Origin of the sequence: Methylomonas rivi, from assembly GCF_024505165.1 — a bacterium.
GTDB lineage: Bacteria > Pseudomonadota > Gammaproteobacteria > Methylococcales > Methylomonadaceae > Methylomonas > Methylomonas rivi.
Window position 1 is genome coordinate 1 of the sequence record NZ_JANIBK010000111.1, and the last position, 13,354, is coordinate 13,354.

The following is a 13,354-nucleotide window of genomic DNA, read 5'->3' on the forward strand; positions in this document are numbered from 1 at the left end:
ATAAGCGTAGCGTTTCCGGCAAATCGAAGCTTATCCGCCGGAAACGCTGCGCTTATTCCGGCCTACGCGCTGGTTTTATTTTAGTCGGGCTTGGCAAGACAGGCATTTTGAGCGATCTGTCACAAAGCTGTCACTGAATCGTAAAAAACCAAACTTAAAATGGTTGGTTACAGGCTTTCATCGGGAAAGCACTATTTTTGGATTATCAAGTACATGCAGTTAAACGATTTACCCTTGCTACGGATGGTTCTGGTCGGCGCTTGTTGCGTATTGTGGCCGGCCGAGATGGCATTCAGTCAGGAAGCGGAAACGGCCGAGCAAGCCCAGCCACAAGAAGCCGCAGCTCAAGCGCCGGCGGCCAAGTTCGACTTGCTGGAGTTGCGCGTCAAAGGCAATAGCGTAATCGATAAAAAGCTGATCGAGCGCAGCGTATACCGTTTTCTGGGGCCCGGTAAAACCATCGACGTGGTGGAAGAGGCCCGCGCGGCGCTGGAAAAGTTATATCAAAACCAGGGTTACCAGACGGTGTCGGTGGATATTCCGGAACAGGATGTCAAAAACGGCGTGGTGTATCTGCAAGTGGTGGAAGGCACCATCGCCAAATTGCGGGTCAAGGATTCGCGTTATTTCGATCAAGGCGCCATCAAGGCGCGGGTGCCGGAACTGGCGGAAGGCAAGGTGCCCAATCTGCCAAAAATGCAGGCGCAGCTGGCGCAGCTGGCGGCCGACAGCCAGGACCGCACGGTGGCGCCGATTTTACGGGCCGGCGAAACGCCGGGTACGCTGGAAGTGGATTTAAAGGTCAAGGACGAATTGCCATTGCACGGCAAGGTAGAGGTGAATGCCCGCAACACCGCCAACACCAGCCGCCTGCGCACCATTATCTCCATGCATTACGACAATCTGTGGCAAAAGTTTCATAGCGCCTCCTTCATGTACCAGACCGCGCCGGAAAACAATGAAGAAGTGGAAGTGTTGGTGGGCAGTTACGTGTTGCCGGTGATCGACGACAGCAAGCGCTTGGCGCTGTATGCCGTCAGTTCCTCGTCCACTTCGCAAATCGCCAGCGCCGGAGCCTTGTCCATCATCGGTACCGGCGATATTTACGGCGCCCGCCTGGTGATGCCGATGTCCGGTTCCAAGACTTACACGCAAACCGCCACGTTGGGGGTGGATTACAAGGATTTTAAGGAAGACTTGGCCTTGCTGGGCGCCGACTCCCTGAAAACCCCGATCAGCTATTTGCCGTTTATGGCGCAATACAGCGGCAATCTGCGCGACAGCGAATCCTTGCTGTCGTTCGATATGGGCATCAATTTCGGCATCCGCGGGCTGGGTAACGACGAACAACAGTTTGCCGACAAACGTTTTCTGTCCAGGCCCAATTATATCTATCTGAACGGCGGCTTGAACTATCGGCGCAACCTGCCCTGGGGTATGGAATTGGCCGGCAGGGTTGCCGGCCAGATCAGCGATTCGCCGTTGATCAGTAACGAACAATTTTCCATGGGCGGCATGAAGAGCGTGCGCGGTTATCTGGAAACGCATGTGCTGGCCGACGACGGCGTCAGTGCCTCGCTGGAATTGTATAGTCCGCGTTTGGCGCCGGACGATTGGGATAGCGTGGACAGCTTGAAGGCGCTGATGTTTGCCGATGGCGGCAAGGGATGGCTGATGGACGCGCTGCCCGGTAGCGCCCAGGAGTTCGCGCTGGCCAGCGTGGGGGCGGGGTTACGGGTCGGCTTTACCAAGCATCTGTTGGGCGAGTTCGATTTTGCCGTGCCGCTGCTGGACCAAGGTACCGTCAGGGCAGGCGAGAACCGGGTGGATTTTCGGTTGATTACGCAGTTTTGAGGCGCATAGCGAAAAAAGCGTTGTAGGCCGGAATAAGCCGATAGGCGTTTCCGGCAGAAACGGTAACCGCCAATTTGCCGGAAACGCTACGCTTATTCCGGCCTACGTTGGATCGTCGTAAAAGCTGGATTTTCGGATGGGCCGCGCAATGCGCCGCTCATCATGATTGATACTTAAAAGGTGCAAGACGGCTGTTCTTCATCGGCCGTCTTGCCGGAAACGCTGTGCTTATTCCGGCCTGCTTTCGGGTTGGAATATGTCCTTGGTAAAGGAAGGCGTAAAGATTTTTAACAGCTAAACCCGTCGCGAGGCGGGGGCGGAAAGCCGCGGGTCTTGCTTACAAGACGGCCGGGCTGCCAATCCCTCGGGGTTGCTTGACAGCAGGCAGGGCCACTCATGACACGCAGACCATCACAAAAAAGCAACCGTACCGCGCCGGCATTTCGGCTTAACCCGCTTGCCGCCAGCGTGCGCGCCGGAGTGACCGGTGGCATGCTGTTGGCGATAGCTTCGCCGGCCGTGGCCGAACTACCCGTGCCGAGCGCGGTGTGGGCCAGCATGGGCGGCGCCAGCCGGGAAGTAGTCGGCAACACCATGAATATCAACCAGGAAACCGACCGGGTGATTTTGAATTGGGACAGGTTTAACGTCAGCGCCGACAGCACCGTCAATTTCCGCCAAAAAACCACCGATATAGCGCTGAATAAAATTCACGACCAAAACCCCAGCGAGATTTTGGGCACCGTCAACGCCGACGGCACGATTTATCTGGTGAACACCAACGGCATCGTCTTCGGCGAAAATTCTCAGGTGAACGCGCGCGCATTAGTCGCGTCGACGATGAATGTCAGCTTCGAGGATACATTCGACAAGGAAACCATCAATGATGTGGCCTTGACCGACGATAGGGCGGCCTTTGTCGGTAACGGTCAGGTTTTCGAAAAGGACGGCAACGGCAACTTTAAATTGGATGCCGACGGCAACAAAATTCCGATTCAAATTCATATTAAACAGGGCGCCCACATCAAATCGAAGGAAGGCGGGCGCATCATGGTGTTGGCGCCTACTATCTTGAACGAAGGCGAGGTGGAGTCCCCCGGCGGCCAGGTGATCATGGCCGCCGCCACCGATAAAGTCTATCTGGCCAATGCGTCCGAAGATGACGGCGTGCGCGGCTTGCTGGTGGAAGTCAAAACCGGCGGTAAAGTCGAGAACGTCGGCAAGATTGCCGCCGAACGCGGTAATGTCACCCTGATGGGTTTTGCCGTCAATCAGAATGGCCGAGTGTCCGCGACGACCGCGACCAACGTCAACGGCAGCATTCGCTTGTTGGCCCGTGAAGGCGGACGGGTGGAAACCTTACCGGGTAACGTCAAGCGTATCGTGTCTTCCAACACCGTTCGCGCCGCCGATAATGGGGATGGTCAAGGCGTTTCGGCGCAAGTAGTGCTGGGCGAAGGTAGCGTTACCGAAATACTGCCGGATATCAGCAGTGCTGCAGCGCTGGACGGCGAAGCTCAGCCCAAGTCGGACGTGGAAATCATGGCGCACAAGGTGCACTTGCAAAACGAGGCTTCGATTGTGGCGCCGAGCGGTAACGTGGATATTACCGCCACCCGTAATCCGGCCAATCCGGTGGCGGATAACGGCGCCAATAACGACTCGCGTATCCTGGTGGACGCAGGGGCCAAGATCGACGTGTCGGGCATGGACACGGCGGTCAGAACCATGGAAAGCAACGTCATCGAAGTGGAGTTGCGTAATTTCGAGTTGGCTGACGCGCCGTTGCAAAAAAGCGGCATCCTGAAAGGCGAAAAGGTAAAAGTCGATATTCGCGAAGGCACGCCGCTTATCGATATTCAACCCTTTCTGGATGCGATTCCCCGTGGCATAGAGGAACGTCTGGCCGAGGGCGGCAATATTGTATTGAAATCCGAAGGCGATGTGATCGTCGAGCAAGGCGCGCTGCTGGATATTTCCGGCGGTCAGGTGACTTTTCTGGGCGGCATTATCGAAACCACTAAATTGTTGGCGGGCGGCCGCCTGATAGACATCAGTCAGGCCGACCCGTTACAGACTTATGACGGCATCTACGGCGAGGTATCGGTCAATTACAAAAAATGGGGCCAAACCGTAACCTATAAAATGCAGGGAGGAGTATTCGGTCAGGGCCGCTTCGAGCAAGGCTACGTGGAAGGCAAGTCCGCCGGCAGTCTGGATATTCGCTCTAACACCGTGGTGTTTGACGGCGAATTGCGGGCCGACGTGGTTAACGGCCGTTTGCAGCGCGATTTAAGCGAGCGAGCGGTTGGCGGGCGCTTGGAAATCGATACCGGTTTTGGCGACGGTTTTCAGGCCGTTGTTTTCGGCAATGGCAATCCTACCGTTATCGACTACGATCTCGACAGCCTGTTGGGCCGGGACGGCAACGGTTTGCCGTTGGCCTTGGCACTGCGTGCCGGACAGTTGTTCGACAGCGGCGTGGCGGAAGCCACCTTTAAAACCAACGCCGGCATCAGTTTGGCCGCCGGCGCCAACCTCAAGTTGGCCGAAGGCGGCAAGTTGAATCTGCAAGGTAGCGGAATCGACGTTAATGGAACCATCCAGGGCAGCGGTGCCGACGTCGATTTGCTGGCCGACAACATCAATTTGGCGGATGGCGCGCAAGTTTTGTTGCAAGGCCAATGGGTCAACGACTTCGCCCAGCCGGGGAACCTGGATGGTAAGTCGCTGAGCATAGACGGCGGCAGCTTTACCGCTCGGATGTCCGGAGGCAGCGGAGGCGGAATTAGCTTGGCCCAAGGCAGCCGGGTAAATGTCAGCGGCGGCGCTTGGCTGAAATCCGACGGTAGCCTGCAAGCGGGCCAGGCCGGTGAAGTCAGTGTAATTGCTGGCGATTCGGCGGACGGTTCGGTCATCTCCGTGGATGGGATATTGGAAGCCTATGGTATCGAGCGCGGCGGTAAATTTACCGCGCGCGCCAATGGCGTGGCGATCCGCCGCGAGGAGATCGTCAATACGGCTCCGGGCGCGCAGCCTTTGCAAATCACGACCGACTTTTTCGGACGGGGCGGCTTTGCCGAGTTCGATATCGGCGCCAATGCAAACGGTTTGACGGTAGCCGAAGGCGCCGTGATCAATTTGACCCAGCAAAACCGGGTGTTGAGCAATGGGTTTTCAACCAAGGCCAATGCCGACGGCATCGACGCCGTTTCCACGCTGACGACGTTGGAGCCGTTGCTTAGAGGGCCAAGTTCTCTGACCTTGCGCTCGGACCATGCCGCCGGCGGCAATGCGAACAGTCACCTGACCATAGAACGCGGGGCCGCGATCGTGGCCGACCCGCAGAGCGAGATTCAACTGGTGTCCGATTCCTCGTTGATCGTGAATGGCGGCATCGTTGCGCGGGGCGGCGCCGTCAGTATGAGGATTGTGCCTGATAAAAGTCCGAACGATCCTTTCTATGTGGCAAGTCAAGGGATTTGGCTGGGCGAGTCGGCTGTCATCGATGTGTCGGGCGTCAGCGAAATCATGACCGACGGTTTGGGCCGCCGCTTCGGCGAAGTCTACAACGGCGGCAGCTTCAGCGTGGATGCCCAGCGGGGATTTTTTGCCGCCCAAGCCGGTTCCACTATCAATGTGTCGGGCACGGCGGAGGTCTTGCATATTCCCACCGCTACCGCTCAGGGGGTAAGGTACAACGCTCAAACGATTGGTTCTCATGCCGGAACCATAGCTATTGCGGCCGCCGAGGGAATTTTCCTGGATGGCCGAATGTTGGCCGATGGCGGTAACGCCGCGGGGACCGCCGGCGGTACCTTACAGTTGGCGCTGAATATTAACAATCGTAGCGATCCGAATATCGAAACCGGCTCCACCTTTCCGGGTGCTCCGCGCACATTCGTGGTGAGCCAACAGGCAACCCCGACTTTGACTGGCGGGTTTAGCCAGATAGGCGATGCCTTGCCGAACGGTTTGGCGGGTAGCGCCCGGATTGCCGCCGAGCAAATTGTGGCCGGCGGCTTCGATTCGCTGGCATTGGCGACTTCCGGCACCTATGTCACGGTTACCGAGGGTGGCGCGTCCAGTAAGGTACAGGTCGGCAATGACGCCATCGTGTTTGAAGGCGATGTCTCGCTTAAGCTGGACAACGCGTTGGCGTTGGATTCCGCCAATCTGGCTTGGCGGCGCGCCGCTGCCGCCGATACCGGTAGCGTCACGCTGCAAGCGACTACCGCGACCCTGGGGTCCGACAGTTTTCGGCAATCCTTTTTGAATCCAACGGCTGGCGACGGCCAGTTGACCGTGCAAGCCGATTTGATCGATTTGGTGGGCGGTACGGCTACCCAAGGCTTCGATGCGGTGCATCTGGACTCGGCGGGGGATATCCGCTTAAAAGGCATTCGTCTGGATAGCACGGAAACCGATTTTGTCGGCGAGTTTGAAACCTACTCCAAACTGGAATTGACGGCCGACCAGATTTACCCGACCACGCTGACCGATTTCACCTTGGCGGTGGCCGGAGACGCCGACGGTACTCTTAGCGTGCATCCTGGCGACAAGCCGTTGCCGGTATTGTCCGCCTTGGGCAAAATGACTTTGCGGGCGCCGAATATCGAGCAGAACGGTACCCTCAGTGCGCCGCAGGGCGAAATCGTGCTGGATGCCGCGCAAGAGATCAGTTTCGGCGCCGATAGCCTGACCACGGTATCTGCGGCGGGAACCCTGGTGCCGCTAGGCGAGACCCAGGGCGGCCTGGAATGGCTGTTTCCGCTGGCGGGTACCGGTGTGAATCTGAATGTTAACGATGCTACCCTCAATGCGCCTGAAACCGAACGGGCTATTATCGTGCAATCGCCCGAGAAAAAAATCACGGTCAATGCCGCGCGTATCACTCGCGAAGAGGGCGCAACCGTGGATTTGTCTGGCGGCGGCGATATGCTGGCCTTCGAATTCATCCCGGGCGACGGCGGTTCCCAGGATGTTTTGGCGGGCAGCGATTCGTTCGCCATCTTGCCGGGTATCGGTAGTTATGCGCCGTTCGATCCCAAATTGTCGCCCGAGTCCGGTCTGAAAACCGGCGATAGCCTGTATGTTTCCGGCATAGCCGGACTGGCCGCGGGGACTTATACCCTATTGCCTGCCCGTTATGCCTTGTTGCCGGGTGCGTTTCTGGTGACGCCGTTGGCAACTACCAATGTAGTGGCGGGGGCTAGCCGCAGCCGGGTGGACGGCGCGCCTATCGTTAGCGGTTATCGTACCGTGGCCGGCACCTCCATTCGCGACCAACGCTGGTCGGAGTATGTGATCGAGCCGGGTAGTATTGCCAAAACCCGCACCGAATACAATTTAAGTCTTGCCAGCGAGTTTTTCGCCACCCAGGCAAGCAATAACGATAAGACCTTGCCGCGCCTGACCCAGGATGCCGGACAACTGATATTGAGTGCGGTGGATGCGCTGGATTTGCCGACCGTTATCGCCGAAGTCACCGGTAGCGGCCGCGGCGGTTTGGTGGACATCGTCGCCGACAAGTTGGCGGTAGTGAACGAAAAAACCGGCTCGGCGGGCGTCGTTGAACTGTTAAGCAGCGATATCGATAAATTCAAGGTCGACAGTTTATCGCTGGGTGCTATTCGTCAAATCGATAACAGCACCGGCGAGGTGGCGCTGGATGTGCGGGCCACTACTGTGACAGTGGGCCCGAATACCGAGTTGACCGCGCCGGAGTTGTTGTTGGCGGCCACCGATGGTGTTACGGTCAAACAAAATGCCCGGGTAATTGCCCGCGGCAGCGTGGCCGAGGGCGACAGTCAAACCGTGCTTAAAGTACAGGGCGACGGTGCTCTGCTGAGGGCGTCGACGGGCAGACAGGCACAGTTGGTTCGCTCCGATAGCGTCGGCGTCAAAGGCGATTTGTTGATTGAGGCGGGGGCCTTGGTGGATGCCGGCGCCGGCTCGCTGTTGCTGGACGCCAGCCGCAAAAATAGCTTGCAAGGCGAACTGGCGTTGGACGGCGGTTCGCTGAACCTGGGCGCCGAAGTCATCAACCTGGGCGAAACGGCGGGTCTGGTGAACGGCTTGTCGCTGGACAACCAACAACTTAGTGCCTTGTCGGTGGCCGAGTTGGTGCTGACCAGCCGCGGCATGGTCAATCTTTACGGGCAACTGGCGCAAGTGGATGCCAATGGCCAAGTGATGACAGACGGCAACGGCGATCCGCTGGCGCTGCAATTCGGCGATCTGGTCATCGATGCCGACGGCTTGGCCGGTTTCGGCAACGCCGGTAAAACAGCGGTCTTGCTGGCCGATAGTGTGCGTTTTACAAACGGCGGCACGGTAGGCGGGGCGCAAGGTAACGGTTCCGGCAGCTTGTTGTTGAACGCCGGGCGGCTGACCTTCGATAAGGGTCAATATGCGCTGTCCGGCTTCGATGCCATGCAAATTAATGCGGCGCAAGGCGTGTTCGGCCGCGATACCGCCATTGTGGGCATAGCGGGCGATCTCAGTTTGTCCACGCCGTTTTTCACGGCGTTTAACGGTGCCAGCACCACGCTGGATGCCGGCGGGCATGCGCTGACGTTGGCCAATTTGAGCGGCGCGGAGGCACCGACATCCGGCATTGCCGGCACATTGCGGGTCGAGGCCGATAACCTGACGGTCGATACGGCACTGCTGTACAAAACCGGAGCAGTCGGCCTGAGTGCCTTACAAGGCGATTTGACCTTGGGCGCCAACGCCCTGATCGACGTGTCCGGCGCCGTGGTGCAGGCCGGCTTGAGCCAGGCCCGCAATTTGGATGCGGGTTCGATTACTCTGCTGGCCAAGCAACAGGATGTGCTGGCTGAAAACGGCAGCCGCCTGCTGTTAAATGCCGTGAACGATAAGGCCAAGGCGGGTGTGTTGACGGCGAAAGCAGGCGCCGGCGAAGTGCGCTTGAACGGTTCGCTGGAAGCTGGCGGCAGCAGTAAATCGCAAGGCGGTAGTGTTGTTATAGATAGCGGCAGTTTGAGCGGCGGTTTCGATGCTTTGAACCAACAATTGGCGGCAGGCGGCTTTACCGGCGGTATCGATGTCAGATTGCGCACTGGCGACATCATGCTGAGCGATGGGCAAACTATCGATGCGCATAGCATCAAACTGACGGCGGACAGCGGCGCGCTTACGGTAGCGGGTGCGCTGGATGCCAGCGATGTGCAAGGTGGTAGTGTTGAGCTGAATGCGGAAGATAATTTGACGCTGGCGGCAACCGCAAACGTTCTGGCGAATGCCACCGGTACGGATCAGGCCGGCGGCAACGTACAGCTAACATCGCTGGATTCGCAAAGCGACGGTGCCGGCATTCTGTTGAGCGACGGAGCGCATATCGACGTATCGGCTAACGGTGCCGGCGCGGAAGGGCAGGTCGCATTACGCGCCGATCGTGTCGGTAACGACATTGACGTCAGCGACATCACGGCCGGCACCATTAGCGGCGATAGCCGGGTCGATCTGGAAGCGGTGCGGGTTTATAACGACACGGTGATTACGGCGGACGATCAAAATAGCTACGACAACGATAACCGTAATTTCATCGACAGCTTTAATGATCGCTTCGGCGCCGGCTATGCGCTGCTGGCCGGCGTGGAAGTGCGTAGTACAGGCGATTTGACGATTGCCGATGCCTGGGATTTGTCCGGCTGGCGTTACGGTGCCGATAACCTGCCGGGTGTGTTGACCTTGCGGGCGGGCGGTGACTTGTTGGTTAATGCCGGCCTCAGCGACGGCTTTGCCGCCGGTATCCTGGAAACGCAGGCGTTCGGGCCTATCCCTGTAACGGATATGTTGCAGACCGAGCAGTCCTGGAGCTACAAACTGGTGGCGGGCGCGGATTTGAATAGCGCGGACAGTAGTGCGTTGAAACCGGCGCCAAGCTTATTGCAAGCCGCTACGGACGGCGATTTCGAATTGGCGAGCGATGTCAGCGTCAGAACAGGTACCGGCGACATTGAAGTATTGGCGGCGAGGGACATCGTCTACGCCAGCAATACCTCAACGATTTACACCGCCGGCCGAGCGGACGAGTCGAACCGTTACGGCACTGGCGGCGAAGATTTGGCGGTGTTCTTTTACGCGGAATTTGCCCGCGACGGCGGCGACATTAGCTTGAATGCCGGCAGAAACGTGGTGGCGCAACCCACCGACCAGTTGCTGAGCGATGTGCTGGTGCGAACCGGCAACTGGAGCCGGAATCAAGACCATACCGGCGAGCGGCCGACAATTTGGGGCTTAGCCTTGGGCACGCCGGAAACCGGCGAGCATCCGACCTTGCAACATCGGCAGAGCCTGGCGGCATTCGGCGGCGGCGACATCAGCGTGAGTGCCGGTGGGAAAGTCACCGACGTGTCGGCGGTGATTCCAACCTCCGGCAAGCAGGTCGGCACCCGCACCGATAACGATCCCAACAACCTGGGCAACTTCACCAGTAACGTCAATCAAGTTCAGGGCGGCGGTAACCTGACCGTCAACGCCGGAGGCGACATCGAGGGTGGGGTGTTTTACGTCGACGGCGGTCAAGCCGAGTTGCGTACCGCGGGGTCGTTGACCGCGGGCAACAATCAGGGGCTAAATCCCATCCTGGCTTTGGGCGATGCGCAATTTTCGGTCGTCGCCGGTAAGGATATCGCCTTGGAAGCCATAGTGGATCCGATGTTTGCAACCCTGCCCGATCCGGTCGATTTGGAGGGTTTTCAAAATCGTTTCTTCCGCTACAGCGCCGATAGCGAAGTCAGCCTGACGGCCTTGACCGGCGACATCGTGCTGGATAACGACCCCTTAAGTTTGACTCAGGCCACTAACGCCAGTCTGGACACCACCCGTATGTTGATTTATCCGGCCACATTTAAAGCCTATGCGCTGAATGGCGACTTGAACATTCGGAAAAGCTTTAGCTTATTCCCTTCGCCGCAAGGCGGATTGGAATTATATGCGGAAGGCAACATAGGCGGCACAGCAAACGTGCTGTTGAGCGATGCCGAGGTGGCGGCGTTGCCGTCGGCGCTGTTCCCGGTACAGCAAAATGCCGTGGTGGATGTGCTGAACCTGCTCGATCCGACCCGGGATAGCCAGAGCCATGCGCTGAATCCGGTGCATGCCGATGACGGCCAGCCGGTGCTGATCAGCACCGGTAGCGGCAATATCGGCCGCCGCGGCGATGTCTTGAGCTTTACGTTGGCCAAGGCCGCCGAGATTCGGGCCGGTAAGGATGTTTTCAATACCACCTTCAAAATACAAAATAATCGAGCCGATGACGTCAGCACGATCTCCGCGGGTAGGGATATTCGGTTCCCCGTGAGCCGCAATTTGCAAACCGCCGTCATCGACGACTTACGCGAGCAAATGATTGAAGTGGCTGGGCCGGGCGATTTGGTGGTCCTGGCGGGACGCAACATCGACATGGGTGCCTCCGCGGGCATTGTGTCGGTGGGCGATCTGAATAATCCGGTTTTGGCCGATCAAGGCGCCAATATCACTGCGTTGGCCGGGCTGGGTGACGGTCGTGTCGATGTCAACGCCTTTGCCGAGAAAGTCTTGAAAAAAACAGATACCGCTACCGGCGAATGGGTGGCGGATTACACGCACTATCGGCAACGATTGTTGCGGGAAATTAGCCGTGTTAGCGGTGATGCGCAATTGACGGATGCGGATGCGGATGCCGCGTTTGCAGCTCTTAACCCGGTGGATCGTGCCCGCGTCGAGGCTAGATTGTTGCCGCTGGTGCAGCCAACTTTGCTAAGCAAGGTGAAATTGGCGGCCGGGGACTTGGCCAAGGCAACCTTTAAACAGGACCAGGATCGTGCCGAGTTAAACCTGCTGGCGATGGTCGAAACGCTATTTCCGGGTACGACAGTGTTGGCCGGCGTTAGCGATGTCAATGTCGATCCGAATGGCGGTGTAATGGTCACTGGCGGCCGCGATGCGGGCGCGATTTTGGCCGCCGCCAATAGCTCAATTCGCGAGCGGCCCGTGCTCGGTGGGGTATCTTTGTTCATGAGTACCGCCCAGACCCAGGACGGCGGCAATGTTAATGTCTTTACGCCCAATGGCAACGTCAATGTGGGTTTGGCTACCGCCGATATCGGCCTGAATAAAGATCCGGATGAGCAGGGTTTGATTGCCAAAAGGCAAGGCGATATTAATGTGATTGCACGGGATGATGTTGAGGTGAATGTGCAGCGTATCGTTACCTTGGGCGGCGGCGACATTATGGTCGGTTCGCTGGAAGGCGACGTCGATGCCGGCCGTAGCCCCAAAACGGCATTGGCCGCGCCGCCGCTGAAAGTGGGCTTCGACCAGTCCGGTTTGCCTTTGCTGGACGTGGCGCCCGTGTTGGCCGGCGGCGGTATTCGTACCATAGGTACCGATCCCGGCGATTTGGTGTTGTTCGCGCCACGCGGTGTGATCGATGCCGGGGAAGCGGGTATTGCCGGAAATAACGTTACCTTGGCCGCCACCGCCATTGTCGGTGCCGACAATATTGATGTCGGTGGGGTGGGTACCGGGGTGCCGGTGGCTGCCACGGGCAGCATTGCCGCCGGTTTAAGCGGGGTCAGCAATGTCGCCGCCGCCGTCGGCAAATCCATGGATGAATCCACCGGCATGGGCAAGGATGTCTCGGATGCGCTGACTAAAACGGCTGCGCTGGGGATGTTGAGTATCGACTTGTTGGGTTTCGGCGAGTAAATATAGCGGTTAAGCCGTTAAGGATGCATATTCGGCGTAGGTTGGGCGGCCAGCCGTAACCCAACGCCTCGGCTTGTTGCGGTCAATTGCTCTGGTTGTCGGGTTATGCTCAGATTAAGTCCGTGGGCCGGAATAAGCTCCAGCGTTTCCGGCAACCTTCAATCGCCGGAAACGCCTATCGGCTTATTCCGGCCTACACGGCTTTTCCGATTTGTTCCGTTTTAATCCGAGTCGGAAAAAGCTTACGTCTGTCATAAAATTGTAAAAAAATGTCGGCATAATTCGCGAAATATACTGATTTGAGGTAAAAAATGAAGCGAATTGTTTTGTTGGCGTGCGCCATGATGTTGTTGCCGGGTTTAGCTCAGGCATGGTGGAACGGCGATTGGGGGTATCGGAAGAAAATATCCATCGATGCGCAGCAATTGCAGCAGCAAGGCGTCAAACCGGTGGCGGAAGGTCTGGCCGTCATCCGTCTGCATACCGGTAACTTCGCCTATTTCATGGATTTGGCCGAGCAGGGCAAGGATTTGCGCTTTATTGCCGCCGACGATAAAACCCCGCTGAAGTTTTATATCGAGAAAATCGATCCCGTCAATGAGATGGCCATTATCTGGGTGAAATTGCCCGGCGATATCGGCAATGCCGCCGAGCCGTCCATCTGGATGTATTACGGCAACGCCAATGCGGCGGAAGCCGGCGAAGCCGGCGGCATCTTCGATGTCGCCCAATTGGTGGCCTACCACTTCAATGCCGATGCGGTGACCGACGCCACGGCCTA

Annotated in this window: 3 protein-coding genes and 1 riboswitch; all 3 genes read left to right on the forward strand. The window is 57.9% G+C overall.

All coding sequences use genetic code 11. The features are described 5' to 3' along the window. The first annotated feature begins 213 nt into the window (after window positions 1–213). Window positions 214–1,854 (forward strand): ShlB/FhaC/HecB family hemolysin secretion/activation protein, encoded by a 1,641-nt coding sequence (locus tag NP596_RS15875; RefSeq protein WP_256616367.1) that lies wholly within the window; start codon window positions 214–216, stop codon window positions 1,852–1,854. A 283-nt stretch (window positions 1,855–2,137) separates the two neighbouring features. Next, a riboswitch (cyclic di-GMP riboswitch) is annotated at window positions 2,138–2,215 on the forward strand. A gap of 35 nt (window positions 2,216–2,250) precedes the next feature. Further along, on the forward strand, window positions 2,251–12,573 hold the full coding sequence (locus NP596_RS15880; RefSeq protein WP_256616368.1) for a filamentous hemagglutinin family protein: 10,323 nt from the start codon (window positions 2,251–2,253) through the stop codon (window positions 12,571–12,573). 311 nt (window positions 12,574–12,884) lie between these two features. Next, the coding region (locus NP596_RS15885; RefSeq protein WP_256616369.1) for a DUF2341 domain-containing protein at window positions 12,885–13,354 on the forward strand (470 nt) is incomplete at its 3' end.

What these genes read in the sequence shown, in the direction of transcription:
- NP596_RS15875 (WP_256616367.1), top strand. Translation starts at nt 214, where the DNA reads ATGCAGTTAAACGATTTACCCTTGCTACGGATGGTTCTGGTCGGCGCT.
- NP596_RS15880 (WP_256616368.1), top strand. Translation starts at nt 2,251, where the DNA reads ATGACACGCAGACCATCACAAAAAAGCAACCGTACCGCGCCGGCATTT.